A 20,472-nucleotide genomic window follows, 5' to 3' on the forward strand; every position below is an offset into this window, starting at 1 on the left:
CGGGAAAGGGGCACCGCTGATGCGCTTGGGGCCGGGGAAGGGACACCGGTGATGCGTTTTCTGCCGACGGAGGAGCAGCGGGCGTTCGCGGGGACGGTGGGAGCGGTCCTGCGGGCGTCAGCGGCGGGCGGGGGTGCCCCGGCCGCCGCGCGCGCCTGGGCGGCGGGCGACGTGGGGCCGGGCCGGGAGCTGTTCCGGCGGCTGGCGGCGGCGGGGGTGTTCGCGCTGGCGGTGCCGGAGCGGCAGGGCGGCGCCGGGGAGCACCGGGTGGAGCTGGTGCTGGCCTGTGTCGAACTGGGTCGGGCGGCGGCGCCGGGGCCGCTGGTGGAGACGGTGGCGGCGGGGGCGCTGCTGGCGGGGGTGGCGGAGGGGGCGGACACCCGGGGCGGCGGTACGGGTGGGCCCGGCGGCACGACGGTGGACCGGGCGGCGGTGGACCGGGCGGCGGTGGACCGGCTGCTGGCGGGGGTGCTGGCCGGGGCGCCGACCACCCTGGCCCCGCCGGGGGGCTCCGGCCATGCCCTCGACGCGGACACGGCGGACGCGGTGCTGGTCCTGGAGGGGCCCGGGTGCGGGGTGGTGCGGCTCGCGGGCGGGCACGGGCCGTCGCGGGTCTCGGTCGATCCGGTACGGCGGGCCGCCGTCCCCCGGGGCGGCGGCGCCGTGCTCGCCTCGGGCCCCCGGGTGGCCCTCGCGGCGGCCCGCGCCGGGGAGCTGGCCCGGCTGCTCACCGCCGCGCAGTCGCTCGGCGTGGGCCTGGCGCTGCTGGAGCGGACAGTGGCCCATGTCCGCGCGCGTCACCAGTTCGGCCGCCCGATCGCGTCGTTCCAGGCGGTACGGCACCGGCTCGCGGACACCCTCATCGCGATCGAGTTCGCCCGGCCGCTGGTGCACGGGGCGGCGGTCACCGGCGCCCGCGCGGACATCGCGGCGGCGAAGACGGCCGCGGGCGAGGCCGGGTACGCCGCCGCCAGGACCGCGCTCCAACTGCACGGCGCCATCGGCTACACCGACGAGCTGGAGCTGTCGCTCTGGCTGCGCAAGGCGCGACCGCTGCGGGACGCCTGGGGGACGCCGTCCGCGTGCCGGGCGGCGGTCCTGGCGGCCCTCCCCGGGGAGACCCCGCCCGAGGGGGCCCCGCCGGGGGATCCCGGGCGCCCCGCCGGGCCCGCCCCCGGATGAACGCGGACCGGTGAACGCGGGCCTCGTGGACGCGGACCGGCGGGCGCGGGCCGGTGAACGCGGGCCGCTCCAGCGCGGTCTTGACCTCAAGCAAGGTTGAGCCCCGACCGTGGAGCCATGACCTCACGACGGTTCTCGCGTTCGACGCTCACCCTGCTGGTGGTCCTCTTCGGCTATCTCACCCTGCCCATGGGGATGACGGGCACCTCGGTCGCCCTGCCCGACATCGGCCGTGACCTGGATGCCTCGGGCGCCGCCCTCCAGTGGGTGGTCACCGGCTATGTCCTCGCCGCGACCTCGGTGATGCTGGTCACCGGCTCCCTCGGCGACCTCTTCGGGCGGCGCCGGGTGTACGCCACGGGCCTCGGCATCTACGCGGTGGGCACCCTCGCCGGCGCCGGGGCACAGGACATCCTGCTGCTGGACATCGCCCGGACCTTCGCCGGGATCGGCGCCGCCGGGGTGATGACCACCGGTGTGGCGATCCTGGCCGGGATGCACGAAGGGCCCGCGCGGGCCCGGGTCTTCGCCACCGTGGGCACCACCGCCGGTTTCGGCATAGCCATCGGGCCGACCCTCTCCGGCTGGCTGGTCGGCGCCTTCGGCTGGAGGGCCTCGTTCCTCCTCTTCGGCGGCGCGGCGGTGCTGATCCTGCTGCTCACCCGGCTGATGCCGGCGGCGCGCCCCGAGGGGCGGCCGAAGGTCGACCGGCCGGGCGTGGCCACCTTTGTCGCCGGTCTCGCGCTGCTGATGTTCGCGGTCACCCGGGGCGGCGAGTCCGGCTGGGGCAGCGCCCAGGTGCTGGTCCCGCTGCTGCTGGGGATCGGGCTGCTCGCCCTCTTCGTCCGGGTGGAGCGCCGCAGCGACCATCCGGTGCTCGATCTCTCCCTCATCCGGAACCGCACCTTCCGGGGCTGGCTGACCGGGGCCACCTTTGTCGTCCTGGGGTCGACGGGGGTCACGGTCTTCCTGCCGACCTATCTCCAGGGCACCGGGGACCGTTCGGCCTCCGCGACCGGAGTGATCATGCTGCTGCTGACCGTGCCGGTCTTCGTCCTGCCGTCGGTGGCCGGACGGCTGGTCACCTCGTACGGGGTACCGGCCCGGCGGCTGCTGCTGACCTCGCTGCTGCTGTCGGCGGCGGGCAATCTGTGGCTCGCGTCGGTCCTGGCCCCCGACGCCGGTGCCGCGCGGCTCGCCGTACCGCTGCTGCTGATCGGTGTCGCCAACGGCCTGGGCCTGGGACAGATCGACGCCCAGGCGCTGAGCGCGGTGGCGCCGGAGCGGGTGGGCATGGCCTCCGGGCTGCTGAGCACGGCCCGGGGCGGGGCGGGGGCGCTGGCGCTGGCCGGTTTCGGCGCGGCGCTGCTCACCCTGGTGGAGTCCCGGGTGGGCGATCCCGGGCTGGCGGACCGGGTGGCGTCGGGCCGTACCGCCGAGGTGGCGGGCGAGTTCACCGACGCCTGGCAGATCCTGGTGGGGACGGTCGGGGTGACCCTGGCCCTCGCGGCGGTGGTCGTCCACCGGCTGCTGCGGCCCCGCCCGGAGCCCCTGGCGGATCCCGTCGCGGACCCGGAGCCCGAGCCGGTCGGGGCGCCGGGCCGGGCGGCGTGAGCGATACGCGCGCCACGGGCCTTGACCCCCGTACCGCAGACCTCGCACTCCGTACCCGTACCGCAGGCCTCGCACTCCGTACCGCGGACCTCGAAGCCCGCACCACGGGCCTCGCACCCCGTACCGCGGGCCGGAAAAGCCGTACGGCGTCTGCCCTACCGGTCGGGGAAGGGGCAGACGCCGTACTCAGTTCCGTACGCCGTTGTACGGGACGATCAGGGTCCGTCCGGCCGGGCGGGGGCCGCCGGGCCGGACGGAGGGGCGGGTCAGACGGTCAGCGCGCGGTCCGTGGGACGGACCGGGGCGGGCAGCTCGCTGGCACCGGTGAGATAGCGGTCCACCGCACGGGCGGCCGAGCGGCCCTCGGCGATGGCCCAGACGATCAGCGACTGGCCGCGCCCCGCGTCACCGGCGACGAAGACACCGTCGACATTGGTGGTGTACTCGCCGTCGCGGGCGATATTGCCGCGCGCGTCCAGCTCCAGGCCGAACTGCTCGACCAGGCCGTTCGCCTGGTCCGTGCCGGTGAAGCCCATGGCGAGGGTGACCAGCTGGGCCGGGATCCGGCGCTCGGTGCCCGCCTTCTGCGCCGGCTTGCCGTCCTTGAACTCCACCTCCACCAGGTGCAGCGCCTGGAGGTTGCCGTCCGCGTCGCCCTCGAAGTGGGTGGTGGAGACGGAGTAGACCCGCTCGCCGCCCTCCTCGTGCGCGGAGGTGACCTTGTAGAGCATGGGGAAGGTGGGCCAGGGCTGGTTGGTGTTCCGCTCCTCGCCCGGCCGGGGCATGATCTCCAGCTGGGTGACGGAGGCCGCGCCCTGCCGGTGGGCGGTGCCCACACAGTCCGCGCCCGTGTCGCCGCCGCCGATGACCACGACATGCTTGCCCTCGGCGGTGATCGGCGGGGCGATGAAGTCGCCCTCCTGCACCTTGTTGGCGAGCGGCAGATACTCCATGGCGAAGTGGACGCCGTTCAGCTCACGGCCCGGGACGGGCAGATCGCGGGAGACGGTGGCCCCGGCGGCGATGACGACCGCGTCGTAGCGGCGGCGCAGCTGGGCCGCGTCGATGTCCCGGCCGATCTCCACCTCGGTACGGAACTTGGTGCCCTCCGCGCGCATCTGCTCGATACGGCGGTTGATGTGCACCTTCTCCATCTTGAACTCGGGGATGCCGTACCGCAGCAGTCCGCCGATGCGGTCGGCCCGCTCGTAGACGGCGACGGTGTGCCCGGCACGGGTGAGCTGCTGGGCGGCGGCGAGCCCGGCCGGTCCCGAGCCGATGACGGCGACGGTCTTGCCGGAGAGGCGCTCGGGCGGCTGCGGGGTGACGTCCCCGGCCTCCCACGCCTTGTCGATGATGGAGACCTCGACGTTCTTGATGGTGACGGCGGGCTGGTTGATCCCGAGGACACAGGCGGCCTCGCAGGGCGCGGGGCAGAGCCGGCCGGTGAACTCCGGGAAGTTGTTGGTGGCGTGCAGCCGCTCGGAGGCGGCGGACCAGTTCTCGCGGTAGGCGTAGTCGTTCCACTCGGGGATGAGGTTCCCGAGGGGGCAGCCGTTGTGGCAGAACGGAATGCCGCAGTCCATGCAGCGCCCGGCCTGCTTGCTGATGATCGGCAGCAGGGAGCCGGGGACGTAGACCTCGTTCCAGTCCTTGACGCGCTCGCCGGCCGGGCGGGACTGTGCGCCCTGGCGCCCGGTGGTCAGGAAGCCCTTGGGGTCAGCCATTGATCGCCGCCTCCATCATCTTCTCGGTGGTCTCCTGCTCGGAGAGACCGGCCAGCTCAGCGGCGTCCTTGGCGGCGAGCACTGCCTTGTACGTGGTCGGGATGATCTTGCTGAAGCGCTCGGCGGCGGCGGACCAGTCGGCGAGCAGCTTCTCCGCGACGGTGGAGCCCGTCTCCTCCTGGTGGCGGCGCACGACATCGTGCAGCCACTGCCGGTCGGTGTCGTTCAGGGGCTCGACGGCGGAGAGATTTCCGGAGTTGACGTTGTCCCGGTCGAGGTCGATCACATAGGCGATACCGCCGGACATCCCGGCCGCGAAGTTCCGCCCGGTCTCGCCGAGGACGACGGCGTGGCCTCCGGTCATGTACTCGCAGCCGTGGTCGCCGACGCCTTCGGAGACGACGGTGGCGCCGGAGTTGCGGACACAGAACCGCTCACCGGTACGGCCCCGCAGGAAGATCTCGCCGCCGGTGGCTCCATAGGCGATGGTGTTGCCCGCGATGGTGGAGTACTCGGCGAGATGGTCGGCGGCCCGGTCCGGGCGGACGACGACCCGGCCGCCGGAGAGGCCCTTGCCGACGTAGTCGTTGGCGTCGCCCTCCAGCCGGAGGGTGATGCCGCTCGGCACGAAGGCGCCGAAGGACTGGCCCGCCGAGCCGGTGAAGGTGAGGTCGATGGTGTTCTCGGGGAGACCGGCGCCGCCGAACCGCCGGGTGACCTCATGGCCGAGCATGGTGCCGACGGTGCGGTTGATGTTGCGGATCTGGATCTGGGCGCGGACCGGGCGGGCGTCCTCGGCGGAGTCGGCCGTGAGCGCCTCGGCGGCCAGCTCGATCAGCTGGTTGTCGAGCGCCTTGGCCAGCCCGTGGTCCTGCTCGATCAGGGCGTGGCGGACGGCGCCGTCGGGCAGCTCGGGAACGTGGAAGAGCGGGGCCAGCTCCAGGCCCTGGGCCTTGAAGTGGTGGACCGCGCGGGCGGTGTCCAGCAGCTCCGCGTGGCCGACGGCCTCCTCCAGGGTGCGGAAGCCCAGCTCGGCGAGGAGTTCGCGGACCTCTTCGGCGATGAACTCGAAGAAGTTGACGACATACTCGGCCTTGCCGGAGAAGCGCTCGCGCAGCACCGGGTTCTGGGTGGCGATGCCCACCGGGCAGGTGTCGAGGTGGCAGACGCGCATCATGACGCAGCCGGAGACGACGAGCGGCGCGGTGGCGAAGCCGAACTCCTCGGCGCCGAGGAGGGCGGCGATGATGACATCGCGGCCGGTCTTCAGCTGGCCGTCGGTCTGGACCACGATCCGGTCCCGCAGGCCGTTGAGGAGCAGGGTCTGCTGGGTCTCGGCGAGACCCAGCTCCCAGGGGCCGCCCGCGTGCTTGAGCGAGGTCAGCGGGGAGGCACCGGTGCCGCCGTCGTGACCGGAGATCAGGACCACATCGGCATGGGCCTTGGAGACACCGGCGGCGACGGTGCCGACGCCGACCTCGGAGACCAGCTTGACGTGGATCCGGGCCCGGGGGTTGGCGTTCTTGAGGTCGTGGATCAGCTGGGCCAGATCCTCGATGGAGTAGATGTCGTGGTGCGGCGGCGGGGAGATCAGGCCCACGCCGGGGGTGGAGTGCCGGGTCTTGGCCACCCAGGGGTAGACCTTGTGGCCGGGCAGCTGACCGCCCTCGCCGGGCTTGGCGCCCTGGGCCATCTTGATCTGGATGTCATCGGCGTTGACCAGGTACTCGCTGGTGACGCCGAAGCGGCCGGAGGCGACCTGCTTGATGCTGGAGCGCCGCTCCGGGTCGTACAGCCTGTCCGGGTCCTCGCCGCCCTCACCGGTGTTGGACTTGCCGCCCAGCCGGTTCATGGCGATGGCCAGGGTCTCGTGCGCCTCGCGGGAGATCGAGCCGTACGACATGGCACCGGTCGAGAACCGCTTGACGATCTCACTGGCGGGCTCGACCTCGTCCAGCGGGACGGAGTCGCGGTCGGTCCGGAAGCCGAAGAGGCCGCGGAGGGTCATCAGCCGCTCGGACTGCTCGTTGACCCGGTCGGTGTACTGCTTGAAGACGTCGTAGCGACCGCTGCGGGTGGCGTGCTGGAGGCGGAAGACCGTCTCCGGGTCGAAGAGGTGGGGCTCGCCCTCGCGGCGCCACTGGTACTCGCCGCCGATCTCCAGCGCGCGGTGGGCCGGGGCGATCCCGGAGGCGGGGTACGCCTTGGCGTGGCGGGCGGCGACCTCACCGGCGACGACGGCGAGACCCGCGCCGCCGATCTTGGTGGCGGTGCCGTTGAAGTAGGTCTCCACAAAGGCCTCGTCCAGGCCGATGGCCTCGAAGACCTGGGCGCCCCGGTAGGAGGCGACGGTGGAGATGCCCATCTTGGACATGACCTTGAGGACGCCCTTGCCGAGGGCGTAGATCAGGTTGCGGATGGCCTGCTCGGCCTCGATGTCCTGGATGAACGTTCCGGCGCGGACCAGGTCCTCGACGGTCTCCATCGCGAGATACGGGTTGACGGCGGCGGCGCCGTACCCGATCAGCAGGGCGACATGGTGCACCTCGCGGACGTCGCCCGCCTCCACCAGCAGCCCCACCTGGGTGCGCTGCTTGGTGCGGATGAGGTGGTGATGGACGGCGGAGGTGAGGAGCAGGGACGGGATCGGGGCGTGCTCGGCGTCCGAGTGGCGGTCGGAGAGCACGATCAGCCGGGCGCCGTCCTCGATGGCCGCGTCGGCCTCGGCGCAGATGGCGTCGATCCGGTCGGCGAGGGAGTCCCCGCCGCCGCTGACCCGGTAGAGGCCGGAGAGGGTGACCGCCTTCATCCCGGGCATGTCGCCGTCGGCGTTGATGTGGACGAGCTTGGCCAGCTCATCGTTGTCGATCACCGGGAAGGGGAGGGTGACACTGCGGCAGGAGGCCGCGGTGGGCTCCAGGAGGTTGCCCTGCGGGCCCAGCGAGGAGCGCAGGGAGGTGACCAGCTCTTCCCGGATCGCGTCCAGCGGAGGGTTGGTGACCTGCGCGAAGAGCTGGGTGAAGTAGTCGAAGAGCAGCCGGGGGCGCTCGGAGAGCGCGGCGATCGGGGAGTCGGTTCCCATGGAGCCGAGGGGCTCGCCGCCGGTCCTCGCCATCGGCGCGAGGATGACGCGAAGCTCCTCCTCCGTGTAACCGAAGGTCTGCTGGCGGCGGGTGACCGAGGCGTGGGTGTGCACGATGTGCTCCCGCTCGGGCAGGTCCTCCAGCTCGATGGTGCCGGCCTCCAGCCACTCCCGGTACGGCTGCTCGGCGGCGAGGACGGCCTTGATCTCGTCGTCCTCGATGATCCGGTGCTCGGCGGTGTCCACCAGGAACATCCGGCCGGGCTGGAGACGGCCCTTGCGGACCACCCGGGCGGGGTCGATGTCGAGGACGCCGACCTCGGAGGAGAGGACGACCAGGCCGTCGTCGGTGACCCAGTAGCGGCCGGGGCGCAGACCGTTGCGGTCCAGGACCGCGCCGACCTGGACACCGTCGGTGAAGGTGACACAGGCGGGGCCGTCCCAGGGCTCCATCATCGTGGAGTGGTACCGGTAGAAGGCCCGCCGGGCCGGGTCCATCGTCTCGTGGTTCTCCCACGCCTCGGGGACCATCATCAGCACCGCGTGCGGCAGCGAACGGCCGCCGAGGTGGAGCAGCTCCAGCACCTCGTCGAAGGAGGCGGAGTCGGAGGCGTCGGGGGTGCAGACCGGGAAGATCCGGTCCAGCTCGCCGGCCCCGAAGGCCTCGGTGAGCAGCTGCGACTCCCGGGCCCGCATCCAGTTGCGGTTGCCCTTGACCGTGTTGATCTCGCCGTTGTGGGCGACGAAGCGGTACGGGTGGGCCAGCGGCCAGCTCGGGAAGGTGTTGGTGGAGAAGCGGGAGTGGACCAGGGCGACGGCGGTGGCGCACCGGCGGTCGGAGAGGTCCGGGAAGAAGGGCTCCAGCTGGCCGGTGGTCAGCATGCCCTTGTAGACGATGGTGCGGCAGGAGAGGGACGGGAAGTAGACACCGGCCTCGCGCTCGGCCCGCTTGCGGACGACGAAGGCACGGCGGTCCAGGGCGATGCCGGTGGCACCGGTGGTGCCGGCGGTGTCCGTGGCATCCGCGGTGCCCGTGGCGCCTTCGGTGCCGGCCGTGCCGACGGTGCCTGCCGTGTCGGCCAGGAAGAGCTGGCGGAAAACCGGCATGGTGGCGCGGGCGCCGTTGCCGAGGAGATCGGGGGTGACGGGGACCTCGCGCCAGCCGAGGACGTGCAGCCCCTCACTCTCCGCGATCGTCTCGATCCGTGCGGCGGCCTCTTCGGTGCCCGTCTCGGGGAGGAAGGCGATCCCGACGGCGTACGCGCCGGCCTCGGGGAGTTCCAGACCGCTGACCGCGCGCAGAAAGGCGTCCGGCACCTGGAGCAGGATGCCCGCGCCGTCGCCGGAGTCGGGCTCGGAGCCGGTGGCGCCCCGGTGCTCCAGGTTGCGCAGCACGGTCAGCGCCTGCTCCACCAGCTCATGGCTGGCCACACCGGTGAGGGTGGCCACGAACCCGACGCCGCACGCGTCGTGTTCGTTACGGGGGTCGTACATCCCCTGGCGGGCGGGGCGACCGTCCATGGGCGACCAGGCGTCGGAACGCATGGGCTCTCCCGTCGTCGTCGTGGCATGTTCAGTGCCGAGGGACGACGTTGGCCCTCCGCGGAAATTTCGTGCAGGTTACATGATGGGGTCGATCTCGAAAAGCGGATTCTTGATTCCAGCATACGGACAAAAGAGCGAACACGGGAGCGGACACAAGAGGTGACCGGCCGTGACTGAGGCCGGACGGATCGGGCATCCACAGAATCTTCGCGGAGCAGGCGTCATTGCCCTCGGCGCCTTCGGCTCATGCCCCGTGTCCGTGTCGTCGAAACCGGCGACTTACGGCTACTTTTGCGCCCCTCCGCATAATCTCTCATTTTTGCCGGTTCCGCCAGAGAGCGGGAGAGCGGGCGCTCAGCCGCCTCCGGGCCCCGGACGCGGACCGGGGACCCCGACCCGGTCCGGGGTCGGGGTCCGGGCCGGGGCAGGGTCCGGGGGTGCGGGGGGACGGGGGTACGGGAGCGGCCCGGCTCAGAGTGCCGCGCCGAAGGCGGACCCCAGGGCGTAGGTCACCCCCGCCGCCAGACCACCGAGGGCGAGCTGCCGCAGCCCGCTGTACCACCAGGAGCGGGCGGTCACCCGGGCCACCAGCGCGCCGCAGGCGAAGAGCCCGGCCAGCGCGAGCAGCACCGCGGGCCAGAGCGTGGTGGCGCCGAGCAGATACGGCAGCAGCGGCAGCAGGGCACCCAGCGCGAAGGAGCCGAAGGAGGAGACCGCCGCGACCATGGGCGAGGGCAGATCGTCGGGGTCGATGCCCAGCTCCTCCCGGGCGTGGATCTCCAGCGCCTGGTCGGGGTCGCGGGAGAGCTGCATCGCCACCTCGCGGGCGAGTGCGGGCTCCACGCCCCGGGAGACATACAGCGCCGCCAGCTCCTCCATCTCGTCGACGGGGTGCTTGCGCAACTGGTGCCGTTCGATCTCCAGTTCCGCGAGGACCAGCTCACGCTGGGAGGCGACCGAGGTGTACTCCCCCGCCGCCATCGAGAAGGCGCCCGCGGCCAGTCCGGCGAGCCCGGTGACGACCATGGTCTGCTGGGAGACCACGGAGCCCGCGACACCGGTCATCAGGGCGAGGTTGGAGACGAGCCCGTCCATCGCGCCGAAGACCGCGGGCCGCAGCCAACCGCCGTTGACATCGCGGTGGGTGTGGTTGTCGCGGTGCGCCTCGTGGAGCGGCGCCTCGGTGGTGATGATGGACATGCCTCTTTAACCCCTTCCCGGGTTGCGGAATTGATCATTCCGACCCCTTCAACACCTTCGAAAATACGCGCGATGTAACACCTCCGCCAGCAAGGCAGGCCGTACTTACCTACGGGGACCGACTGCTGGCCGAGTGGGTGACAGAAACCTTTCTTCGCGTCAGTGCGGGGCCTCCGGGGCACAGATGGGGACAGACCGGTCGCGGGCCGTCTGGCCTGCGACTCCCGTGCGCGAAAGGGGCCGGCCCCATGGAGTCGATCGCCTGCGGTCCGGCGGCTCCCGCCGGGCCGCGCGCCGATACCGGGGCGGTGACCGGACCCGTCGGCGCGGCGGATACGGAAGCGGGGGCGGGGGCGGAAGCGGAAGCCGGTCCGGGGCCCGGGGACCGGCCGCCGTCGCGGGAGGCCCTGGCCGCCCTGCGCGAACGGGCCAGGGGCGCACTGCTCGGGCTCGCCGTGGGCGACGCCCTGGGCGCCCCGGCGGAGAATCTGCGGCCCTCCGAGATCCGCCGCCGCTGGGGCAGGATCGAGGGGTTCGTCACCGACGACCCGGCGGGTACGGACGACACCGAGTACGCGATCTTCTCCGGCCTGCTGCTGGCCCGGCACGGCTCCGCCCTGACGGTGGCCCAGGTGGAGCGGGCCTGGCACCACTGGATCGCCGATCTGGACGAGGGCCCCTTCCGGGGCGCCGGGTTCAGCGAGCGCGGCACCCTGGAGAATCTGCGGCGCGGGCTCGCCGCCCCGATCTCCGCCCAGCACCGGCACGCCTGGAGCGACGGTCTGGCCATGCGGGCGGCGCCCTTCGGCGTGTACGCGGCGGGCCGCCCCCTGGAGGCGGCCCGGCTGGTGGCGATCGACGGCACGGTCAGCCATGAGGGCGAGGGCATCTACGGCGGCCAGGCGGTCGCGGCGGGAGTGGCGGCGGCGATGGCGGGCGCGGGCCCCGCCGGGGTGATCGGGGCGGCCCTGTCGGTGATCCCGATGGACTCCTGGACGGCGCGCTCGCTGCGCCGCGGGGTGGTCGCGGCGCAGCGCCCGTACGGGACCGCACTGGAGACCGAGCGCGCGGTGCGCTCGGCGGTGGTCATCGGCGGCTACCCCTGGACGGATCTGGCGCCGGAGGCGGTGGGGCTGGCCTTCGGGGCGTTCACGGCGGCCCGGGGGGAGTTCCGGGCGTCGGTGCTCACGGCGGTCAACATGGGCCGTGACGCCGACACCACGGCGGCGGTGGCGGGGGCGCTGGCGGGCGCGGTCTCGGGGCTGTCGGCGATCCCGCCGGAGTGGGCGGAGGCGATCGGCCCGGCGCGCGGACGGTGTCTGCCGGCGATGCGCGGCCGGGGTGTCCTGGAGATCGCCGACCTCCTGATCCCGGACCCCGCGCCGGGCCCGCCGTCATGACCTCCGACGCCGAGCCGCCGCCGCTCCCCGCGCACCCCGCCCCATCCGACGGGACGGCCGGGACGGACCGGACGGCCCCGCACCGGCCGACGGCGCCCGACGACCGCGCGGCACTCCCACCGTCCCCCGGCCCCGGCCGCCCCGTCACGGCGCATCCGGCGGAGCACCCCGCCCCACCGGCCGAGGACCGTACGACGCCCCGCCGCCCGGACCCCGCGCCACGAACCCCCGCCCCCGGCCACCGGCCCGAGCCGTCGGCCCGGGAGCGGTACACACCCCCGCCTCCCACGGATCCCGCTCACCGGGCTGCCGCGGTCCACGGCGCCGTCCCCGGCGGGTACGAGGTCCTCCCCCGGCGCGGCGCCGCTCCCCCGGGGGTGCGTGATGTCCACCCGCCCCTCGCCTCCGCAGCACCGGGGGCTCCGGAGGCCACCGCCCCCGACCGGGGGAAGCCGACGGCCCACCGGCCCGCCGGGCTCCCGGGTGCTCCGGGTGTCCCGGGTGTTCCAGATATGCCGGGCGTCCCGGGTGTCCCGGGGGCGGGCGCGCCCGCGCGGGCGGGGGAGCCGGGAGCGATCCACGTGGTGGGCCGCCCGGAGCCCCCGGCGGAGATCGCCGGGCCGGGCGGCCCGGACGGACAGGGGGCCGCGAAGCCGTCGCGGGCGGGCCGGTCCGCACCCCCGGCGAGCACCGGCCCGGCGGACACCCCCACCTGGCCGCGACCGGCCGCCCGGGAGCACCCCCCTGCGGCGGACACCGGAACGCCCGGCCGACCGGACACCGGAGAGGCCGGGCACCCGGGGTACTCCGGCGCGACGGAGACACCGGATCCCTCCCCGCCCCCGGCACGCACGGACCGGCCGGAGACACCTACCGCGTCCCGGGCGACCCGGCGGAAGCACCCACCCACCGCGAACACCGCAACGCCCGGCGGAGCGGCCACGCGGGCGGTGCGTCGGGGGCCGCGGCGGGGGGTGGGCTGTTCCCGGGCGGGTACGGGGAAGGTCGAGCGGCCCGTCGAGGGGCTGCTGCTCGGGCTGGCCGCCGGGGACGCGGCGGGCTGGCCCGCCGCACGCCACCGGGCCGCGCGGATGCCCGAGTGGACCCGGCGGCTCACCCGGGAGCTGGACACCTTCGCGGAGCAGAACGCCACCACCACCCTGCCCGTCCCCATCGCCCTCAACCAGCCCCCCGAGCCCCTGCGGCTCGGCCCATCCGACGACGCCGAGTGGGCCGCCTTCGCCGCCGAGTGCGTCCTGTCGGCCGCCGGGCCGCTGTTCGCCGGGCTCACCCCGGGGCGCCGGCTGCGCTCCGCCGTCGACCTGGCCTGGAACGCGCTCGCCGCCGAGGTCGCCGCCGCCGCCGAACGCGCCCCCGAGGTGGAGTCCGCCGTCCTCCCGCTGCGCGCCCGGATCTCCGTACGGGCCGGGCTCGGCAATCTCGCCACCGGGCTGCGGCCCCCCGCCACCGGCCATGACAACCCGCACTACTTCGACGACGCCGCCTGCGTCCGGGCCGTCGTGCTCGCCGTCGTCCACCCCGGGGACCCCGCTTCGGCGGCCACCCTCGCGGAGTTCGACGCCCGGTACACCCAGGACGGCGACGGGGTCCACGGTGCCCGCGCCATGGCCGCGGCCATCGCCGCCGCCCTCGGCGGCTGCTCCGTCGACGACGCCGTGGACGCGGCCCTCGCCCAGCTCCCCGGCACCACCGAGATCGGCCGCAACGCCCGGCACGCCGTCGCCCTGGCCCGGAACACCACCGCCGCCTTCGACCTCGTACCCCTGCTGGAGCATCAGATCGTCGACCATGTCTACAGCTACGGGATCGCCGCCGCGGAGACCGTTCCGGTGGCGCTCGCCGTCGCCACGGCGGCCCGCGGCCGGGTCTGCGAGGCGGTGCCGACCGCCGCCTGTCTCTCCCGGGTCGCCGACTCCGCCCCCGCCCTCGCCGGGGCGCTGACCGGCGCACTCGGCGGCGGCCCGGCCATCCCGGCGAGCTGGCGCGCGGCCTGCCGGACCCTGCCCGGGTGTGCCCTGCCCCATCTCGCCGGGGTCGATCTGGTGGAACTCGCCGGGCTGCTGGCAGACACGGAACGGGACATCCCGGGTGGACAATTCCGCCATGACGGATACAAACCCAGCGAACCCGACTCTCGCTGACCGGATCACCGGCAGCCTGGTCGGCGCGGCGGTCGGGGACGCGCTCGGCGGCCCCGTCGAGGGCTGGTCCCCCGAGCAGATCGCCGAGCGCCATGGCGGCCCGGTCCGAGGGATCGTCGGCCCCTGGCACGGCGACGCCTGGCGCACCGCCCGGCCGATCGCCCCGTACCACAAGGGCGACGGCCACATCACCGACGACACCCTGATGACCCATGCGCTGATCCGGGTGTACGGGGTGGTGCGCGACCATCTCGACGCCCATGCCGTCGCCGACCATCTGGTGCCGGACCTGATGACCGTCCCCCGCTGGATCCCCGAGCTGGAACGCGAGGAACTGCCGCTGCACCGGCTCTTCCTCGCGGAGAAATGGCTGGTCGCCCGGATCCACTACGGCCACGTGGACCCCCGCGAGGCGGGCAGCGGGAACATCGTCAACTGCGGTGCGGCGATGTACATGGCCCCGGTCGGGCTGGTCAACGCGGCCCACCCCGAGGCCGCCTACGCCGAGGCCCTGGACATCGCGGGTGCCCATCAGTCCTCGTACGGGCGGGAGGCGGCGGGGGTCTTCGCGGCGGCGGTCGCCGCGGCCTGTGTCCCCGGCGCCGACCCCGCCTCCGTCGTCCGGGCCGCGCTCGGCCTCGCCCGGGACGGGACCCGGGCGGCGATCGAGGCGGTGGCCGAGGCCGCCGGGGGCCGGACCGACCCCGAGTCCGCGCGGGCCGCGCTGCGGGCGGCGGTCGCCCCCTTCGACACGGTCGGCCCGGACTACCGCACCCCCGCCCCCGGCGCCCGGCGGCCGTCCCGGCTGCACGCGGTGGAGGAACTTCCCATCGCCCTCGGCATGCTGCTGGTGGGCGGGGGCGACTACCGGCGTACGGTGCTGGGCGCGGTGAACTACGGCCGGGACTGCGACTCCATCGCCTCCATGGCGGGGGCGCTGGCGGGCGCGCTGCACGGCGCGGACGCGGTGCCCCGGGAGTGGGCCAAGGCGGTGGCCGAGGCCAGCCGGACCGATCTGCACGCCCCGGCCCGGGAGCTGACGGCGGTCACCCGGGAGATCTTCCACCGGGACCGGGAGCGGCGCCGCGCCCATGAGACGGCCTTCGCCGGGCTGACGGCGGGCGAGCGATGACCGGCACGCTGCGGCTCACCTGGGCGCAGCCCGAGGATCTGATCGGGCATGAGCTGCGGCAGGCGGCGGAGGACGGCCGGGACACGGCGTCGGTCGCCGCGGCCTGGCGGGCCGGTGGCGGCGCCCCACCGCCCCCGGCCTCGGGTGCCTCCCCGGCCCCCGCGCCCCCGGCGGTGCGCGCGCTGGCCCTGCGGCTGCTGGACGAACTGGCCATGCTGCCCTCCCCGCTGGCCCCGCTGGAACCCACCGGCCTCACCGCGATCCGGTCCCTCTGCCCGGACTGGCCCACCCCGGACGGAACCCCGGTGCCCGGCACCCCCGCCGCTCCACCCGTGCCACCGGGAGCGAGTGGCCCCGCCGCCCGTACCTCGCCCGGTGGCGGCACCGACCCTCATGACCTCCCGTCGGGCCCGGACCGTCGCACCACCGACCCCCAGGACCGGCCCGCGCCCCCCATCCCTTGTGCCGGCCCCGACCGGGCGGCGGCGGCAACGGCCACCGCCCACCGGCCCACCCGGACAGCCCCCGACACCCGTTCCTGCGCCGGCACACCGCCCACGGGCGCGACACCGACCGCGGATGCCGCCCGCGCCGTGCCCACCCCGGCCACCGGCACTCCGGGCCATGCCTCCACGGGTGCCACCGACACCCCGGGCTCCCCGCCCACGGCCGCCGTCCCCTGCGCAGGGCCCGACCGGGCAGCGGCCGCAACCGGCACCCGCACTACCGGCACGGCCCCGCCCGCCCCCTCGGCCCCAGGAACGCTCGACACCACCGTCCCGACCACCGCCACCGGCCACCCGGGCAACGTCCCCGTCCCGTGCGCTGGCCCCGCCCGGGCCGGAGCGGCGGCGACAGCGGGCGCAGCACCACCCGCCGGGCCGGCCCACGGCCGCGCCACCACTCCCGGCACCGGCCACCCGGGCAGCCCATCGCCCACGGGCTCCGCCCCCTGCGCCGGACCCGCCCCGGCCACCGCGGGGGCGCATCCACCCGACACCCCCACCACGGACGGGGTCCACTCCCCACGCGGCCCCCGGCCCACCGCCCCCACGGACACCGCAGGGCCCACCCACGGCGCAGCGGGCAGCGCCGACCCCGACCGGGCCGCAGTGGCAGCGGACACGGCGCCGCGCTCCGAGTCTGCCCCCGGCCCCGACGTCGTCGCGGCGGTCAGGGCGGCCGTACCGGACACGGGCCGGAACGCGGCCCGCGTGGAGGGCCTGGTGCGGCGGCAGCAAGGCTCCGGGCACCCGGTGGCCGGCGAGGACGGGGCATCCGGGTGCCCCGGAGGAGAGGGCGAGGCCCCCGAGGGCTGGGGCTGCCGTCAGGGTGGGGCCGCGTACACCGACGCGCTGCACGCCGCATGGCTCGGCCGGGCCGTGGGGTGCCTGCTGGGCAAGCCGGTGGAGAAGCTGCCGCTGCACGGCATCCGGGCCATCGGCCGGGCCACCGGCAACTGGCCCGTCACCACCTGGTTCACCGCGCGCGGGCTCCCCGCCGACCTGGCCCGGACGCACCCGTGGAACCGGCGCTCCGCCACCGTCGCCCTCGCCGAGAACATCGACGGGATGCCCGAGGACGACGACCTCGACTACCCCCTGCTCAACCTCCTTCTGCTCCAGCGCCATGGACGGCACTTCCGCACCACCGACGTGGCTCGGGTATGGCTGGACGAACTCCCCGCCGGCCGGACCTTCACCGCCGAGCGCGTCGCCTACCGCAACCTCCTCTGCGGCGTCGAACCCCCGTACACCGCCGTCTTCCGCAACCCCTTCCGGGAGTGGATCGGCGCTGCCATCCGCGCCGATGTCCATGGCTGGACCCACCCCGGCGCACCCGGCACCGCCGCCGAGCGGGCCCACGAGGACGCCGTGCTCAGCCATACCGGCAGCGGCGTCCACGGCGCGATGTTCCTCGCCGCCGTGATCGCCGCCGCCGCGGGCGGCGGCCACGATGTGCACGGGGCGCTCGCCACCGGGCTGACCGTGGTGCCGCCCGGCTCACGGCTGGCCCGCGCCATCCGCTTCGGCATCGGCCAGGCCCGCGCCGAGACCTGCTTCGACACCGTGGTGGACCGGCTGCACACCGCCTACGGCCACTACCACTGGGTGCACACCGTCCCCAACGCCGCACTGCTCGCCGCCGCCCTCACCCACGCGGACGGGGACTTCTCCGGCTCCATCTGCCGGGTCGTCTCCGGCGGCTGGGACACCGACTCCAACGGCGCGACCGCCGGGTCCCTCACGGGGCTGCTCGCCGGACACCCCGACGCCCTGCCCGACCGCTGGACCGCCCCGCTCAAGAACCGCCTGGCCACATCGGTCGCCGGATTCGACGGGGTCGGCTTCGACACCCTCGCCCGGCTCACCCATCGGGAGGCGTGCCGCCCATGACCGGCATCGTGGTACTCGGCGGCATCCAGATGGACCTGGTCGCCCTGGTCACCCGGGCGCCCGGGACCGGTGAGACCGTCACCGGGCGGGAGCTGCTCACCCTCCCCGGCGGCCGGGGCACCGACCAGGCCGTCGCCGCCTCCCGCGCGGGCGGGGACGTGGCGGTGATCGGGGCGGTCGGCACCGACCGCTTCGGCACCACCCTCCGCCATACGCTGGACTCCTGCGGCGTCGACACCGATCTGCTGCGCACCATGGAGGGCCCCTCCGGCACCGCCCATCTGGTCGTGGACGACGACGGCGTCCGTACGGGGGTCCTCCTGCCCGGCGCCAACGCCACCGTCACCTCCCTCGATCCCGGGGACGAGGCCCTGATCGCCTCCGCCCACACCCTGCTGCTCTCCCTCGGGACGCCCCTCTCCGCCGTCCTCGACGGCGCCCTCGTCGCACGGCGCCACGGGGTACGGACCGTGCTCACCCCCTCGCCGAACGGGCCGCCGCCGCCCGAACTCCTCGCCGCCACCGATCTGCTGGTCCCCACCGCCGCCGAGGCCAGGGCCCTCACCGGCGCCGATGACACCGAGACGGCGGCCAGGGCCCTGCTCGACCGGGTGCCGGAGGTGGTGGTCGTCCTCGGCACGGCGGGGTGTCTGTACCGCGCGCGGGGCACCGGGCCACTGACCGTCCCGGCCCCCGGCGGCCCGGCCGGGGACCGTACCGCCACCGCCGTGGAGCCCCGGGGTCCGGACGACGCCTTCGCCGGGGCCCTCGCCGTCGCCCTCGGCGAGGGCACGCCCCTGCCCCGGGCCCTGCGCTTCGCGACCGCCGCCGCCGCGCTCCGCGCCCGCCGCCCCGGGGCCGCCACCGCCATGCCCTTCCGACCGGAGATCGAGAGCGCCTCATGAACCGGCCCCCCGCCCCCGATGCGCCCGCATCCGATACGCCCGTGCCCGATCGACCCGTACCCGATGGGCCCGCCCCCGCCTCCCCCACGGCCCTCGGCGGGCTGCGGGTGCTCGATATCGCCACTCTCTTCGCCGGTCCGCTCGCCGCCACCCTCCTCGGTGACTTCGGTGCCGAGGTGATCAAGGTGGAGCACCCCGACCGCCCCGACCCGTCCCGGGGCCATGGCCCCGCCCGGGACGGGGTGGGCCTGTGGTGGAAGCTCCTCGGCCGGAACAAGCGGACCATCACCCTCGATCTCTCCGCCCCCGGCGGCCGGGACACCCTGCTGAGGCTCGCGGCCACCGCCGATGTGGTGATCGAGAACTTCCGCCCCGGCACCCTGGAACGCTGGGGCCTCGGCTGGCCGGAGCTGAGCGCGGCCAACCCCCGGCTGGTCCTCACCCGGGTCACCGGCTTCGGGCAGTTCGGCCCCTACGCCCACCGTCCCGGCTTCGGCACCCTCGCCGAGGCGATGAGCGGCTTCGCCGCCGTCACCGGGGAACCCGACGGACCGCCGACCCTTCCCCCCTTCGGACTCGCCGACTCCATCGCCGCCCTGGCCACCGCCTACGCCGTACTGACCGCGCTGCGGGCCCGGGACATCACCGGCCGGGGCCAGCTGGTGGACATGGCGATCATCGAGCCGATCCTCACCGTGCTCGGCCCCCAGCCGATCTGGTACGACCAGCTCGGCTATGTCCAGCCCCGTACCGGCAACCGCTCCCGCAACAACGCGCCCCGCAACACCTATCGCACCGCCGACGGCCACTGGCTGGCCGTCTCCACCTCCGCCCAGTCCGTCGCCGAACGGCTGCTGCGGCTGGTGGGACGGCCGGAGCTGACCGAGGAGCCGTGGTTCACCAGCGGCACCGGGCGGGCCGGGCACGCCGATGAGCTGGACGAGGCCGTCGGCGGCTGGATCGCCCGCCGCTCCCGCGACGAGGTCCTGGCCGCCTTCGAGAAGGCCGAGGCGGCCGTGGCCCCGGTCCAGGACATCCGGGAGGTGATGGAGGACCCGCAGTACCGCGCGCTGGACACCATCACCGAGGTGGACGACCCGGAACTCGGCCCGCTGCGGATGCAGAACGTCCTCTTCCGGCTCTCCGGCACCCCGGGCGCGATCCGCTGGGCCGGCCGGCCCCATGGCGCGGACACCGAGGAGGTCCTCACCGGAATCGGTCTCACCCCGGCCGATATCGCCGCGCTCCGGGACCAGGGAGCGCTATGACCACCACGCCCCCGCTGACCTATCTCTATGCCCCCGGCGACCGGCCGGAGGTGGTGCTCAAGGCGCTCGCCGCCCCCACCGACGCCGTGATCATCGATCTGGAGGACGCGGTTCCGCCCGCCCGGCGGAAATACGCCCTCGCCGCCACAGCCGAACTGCTCGCATCCCGTCAGCCGCTCCCGGTCCATGTGCGCGTCAGCTCCCCCCGCTCCGCCCAGGAAATCGAGACGCTGACCGGACTGCCCGGCCTCAGCGCCCTGCGTCTTCCCAAGGTCGCACACACCACTGACATCCACCGGGTCGCCCGGCTGGCGCCCGGGGTCCCGCTCCATCCGCTGCTGGAGTCCGCGCTGGCGATCGAGCACGCGTATGCCATCGCCACCGCCCACCCCGCCGTCCACGGGATCTCGATCGGGGAGGCCGATCTCCGCGCCGACCTGGGGGTACGGGAGGGCGCCGCGCTCGACTGGCCGTGCTCCAGGATCGTGGTCGCCGCCCGTGCGGCGGGGCTGCCGCCCCCGCCGCAGTCCGTCTTCCCGGACATCCGCGATCTGGCGGCGCTGCACGCCTCCTGTGTCCGGGGCCGTGCGTACGGCTTCCTGGGCCGGGCCGCCATCCACCCCCGGCAGCTGCCGGTGATCGAACGGGCCTTCCGCCCCGCGCCCGAGGAGGTCGAGGCGGCGGCGGAGATCGTCGCGGCGGCGGGCCCCGGCACCGGGGCGTTCGCCCTGCCCGACGGGCGTTTCGTGGACGCGGCGATCGTCGCCGCCGCCCGCCGCACCCTGGGCCTGGCCCAGCGCCGGCTGCCCTCCTGAGCCCCCCGGGCCGGGGCCACCGACACACGGGCCCCGGAACCAGG

General features: G+C 74.8%; 11 protein-coding genes and 2 pseudogenes. 10 read left to right on the forward strand and 3 right to left on the reverse strand.

The genetic code is table 11. The annotated features are described in order from the left end of the window. Window positions 1-51: 51 nt before the first annotated feature. Together ABT354_RS14540 and ABT354_RS14545 are read left to right on the forward strand one after the other, a co-directional pair. Window positions 52-1,182, forward strand: a complete 1,131-nt coding sequence (locus ABT354_RS14540; protein WP_351493340.1) for an acyl-CoA dehydrogenase family protein — start codon at window positions 52-54, stop codon at window positions 1,180-1,182. A gap of 117 nt (window positions 1,183-1,299) precedes the next feature. Then, the gene (locus ABT354_RS14545) at window positions 1,300-2,796 is read left to right on the forward strand and encodes an MFS transporter (protein WP_351493342.1); all 1,497 of its coding nucleotides are present in this window, start codon (window positions 1,300-1,302) and stop codon (window positions 2,794-2,796) included. A gap of 266 nt (window positions 2,797-3,062) precedes the next feature. Here the strand turns inward: ABT354_RS14545 and ABT354_RS14550 are convergent, their stop codons facing one another. The 3 genes from ABT354_RS14550 to ABT354_RS14560 all read right to left on the reverse strand — a co-directional run bounded on the left by ABT354_RS14550 (window position 3,063) and on the right by ABT354_RS14560 (window position 10,350). Continuing rightward, complete coding sequence (locus tag ABT354_RS14550) at window positions 3,063-4,523, reverse strand: glutamate synthase subunit beta (RefSeq protein ID WP_351493344.1); 1,461 nt, start codon at window positions 4,521-4,523, stop codon at window positions 3,063-3,065. Next, entirely contained in the window at window positions 4,516-9,150 is a 4,635-nt protein-coding gene (gene gltB, locus ABT354_RS14555) for a glutamate synthase large subunit (protein WP_351493346.1), read from the reverse strand. The genes ABT354_RS14550 and gltB overlap by 8 nt, the downstream gene beginning before the upstream one ends. 471 nt (window positions 9,151-9,621) lie before the next feature. After that, window positions 9,622-10,350 (reverse strand): VIT1/CCC1 transporter family protein, encoded by a 729-nt coding sequence (locus ABT354_RS14560; RefSeq protein ID WP_351493348.1) that lies wholly within the window; start codon window positions 10,348-10,350, stop codon window positions 9,622-9,624. Window positions 10,351-10,598: 248 nt separating this feature from the next. Between ABT354_RS14560 and ABT354_RS14565 the strand changes: the two genes are divergently transcribed. The 8 genes and pseudogenes from ABT354_RS14565 to ABT354_RS14595 all read left to right on the forward strand — a co-directional run bounded on the left by ABT354_RS14565 (window position 10,599) and on the right by ABT354_RS14595 (window position 20,428). Continuing rightward, window positions 10,599-11,750 (forward strand): ADP-ribosylglycohydrolase family protein, encoded by a 1,152-nt coding sequence (locus ABT354_RS14565; RefSeq protein WP_351493350.1) that lies wholly within the window; start codon window positions 10,599-10,601, stop codon window positions 11,748-11,750. Between the two features lie 974 nt (window positions 11,751-12,724). Then, window positions 12,725-13,912, forward strand: a complete 1,188-nt coding sequence (locus ABT354_RS14570; RefSeq protein ID WP_351493352.1) for an ADP-ribosylglycohydrolase family protein — start codon at window positions 12,725-12,727, stop codon at window positions 13,910-13,912. Next, window positions 13,875-15,044 carry an ADP-ribosylglycohydrolase family protein gene (locus ABT354_RS14575; protein WP_351493354.1) on the forward strand — a complete coding sequence of 390 codons (1,170 nt, stop codon included), beginning with the start codon at window positions 13,875-13,877 and terminating at the stop codon, window positions 15,042-15,044. Before ABT354_RS14570 ends, ABT354_RS14575 begins: the two co-directional genes overlap by 38 nt. After that, window positions 15,041-15,337: pseudogene (locus ABT354_RS38060) on the forward strand (ADP-ribosylglycohydrolase family protein); the annotation flags it as partial. The gene ABT354_RS14575 and the pseudogene ABT354_RS38060, both read left to right, overlap by 4 nt. 1,056 nt (window positions 15,338-16,393) lie before the next feature. After that, window positions 16,394-17,440 (forward strand): annotated as a pseudogene (locus tag ABT354_RS38065) (ADP-ribosylglycohydrolase family protein); the annotation flags it as partial. Next, entirely contained in the window at window positions 17,437-18,345 is a 909-nt protein-coding gene (locus ABT354_RS14585) for a PfkB family carbohydrate kinase (RefSeq protein WP_351493358.1), read from the forward strand. The pseudogene ABT354_RS38065 and the gene ABT354_RS14585, both read left to right, overlap by 4 nt. After that, window positions 18,342-19,613: a CaiB/BaiF CoA transferase family protein gene (locus ABT354_RS14590; protein ID WP_351493361.1), complete on the forward strand. Its 1,272-nt coding sequence runs from the start codon at window positions 18,342-18,344 to the stop codon at window positions 19,611-19,613. Before ABT354_RS14585 ends, ABT354_RS14590 begins: the two co-directional genes overlap by 4 nt. Then, the gene (locus ABT354_RS14595; RefSeq protein WP_351493363.1) at window positions 19,610-20,428 is read left to right on the forward strand and encodes an HpcH/HpaI aldolase/citrate lyase family protein; all 819 of its coding nucleotides are present in this window, start codon (window positions 19,610-19,612) and stop codon (window positions 20,426-20,428) included. The genes ABT354_RS14590 and ABT354_RS14595 overlap by 4 nt, the downstream gene beginning before the upstream one ends. Window positions 20,429-20,472: the final 44 nt, after the last annotated feature.

The organism is Streptomyces sp. NPDC000594, from assembly GCF_040299965.1.
Classification (GTDB): Bacteria; Actinomycetota; Actinomycetes; order Streptomycetales; family Streptomycetaceae; genus Streptomyces.

What these genes read in the sequence shown, in the direction of transcription:
- ABT354_RS14540 (WP_351493340.1), top strand. Translation starts at nt 52, where the DNA reads ATGCGTTTTCTGCCGACGGAGGAGCAGCGGGCGTTCGCGGGGACGGTG.
- ABT354_RS14545 (WP_351493342.1), top strand. Translation starts at nt 1,300, where the DNA reads ATGACCTCACGACGGTTCTCGCGTTCGACGCTCACCCTGCTGGTGGTC.
- ABT354_RS14550 (WP_351493344.1), bottom strand. Translation starts at nt 4,523, where the DNA reads ATGGCTGACCCCAAGGGCTTCCTGACCACCGGGCGCCAGGGCGCACAG.
- gltB (WP_351493346.1), bottom strand. Translation starts at nt 9,150, where the DNA reads ATGCGTTCCGACGCCTGGTCGCCCATGGACGGTCGCCCCGCCCGCCAG.
- ABT354_RS14560 (WP_351493348.1), bottom strand. Translation starts at nt 10,350, where the DNA reads ATGTCCATCATCACCACCGAGGCGCCGCTCCACGAGGCGCACCGCGAC.
- ABT354_RS14565 (WP_351493350.1), top strand. Translation starts at nt 10,599, where the DNA reads ATGGAGTCGATCGCCTGCGGTCCGGCGGCTCCCGCCGGGCCGCGCGCC.
- ABT354_RS14575 (WP_351493354.1), top strand. Translation starts at nt 13,875, where the DNA reads ATGACGGATACAAACCCAGCGAACCCGACTCTCGCTGACCGGATCACC.
- ABT354_RS14585 (WP_351493358.1), top strand. Translation starts at nt 17,437, where the DNA reads ATGACCGGCATCGTGGTACTCGGCGGCATCCAGATGGACCTGGTCGCC.
- ABT354_RS14590 (WP_351493361.1), top strand. Translation starts at nt 18,342, where the DNA reads ATGAACCGGCCCCCCGCCCCCGATGCGCCCGCATCCGATACGCCCGTG.
- ABT354_RS14595 (WP_351493363.1), top strand. Translation starts at nt 19,610, where the DNA reads ATGACCACCACGCCCCCGCTGACCTATCTCTATGCCCCCGGCGACCGG.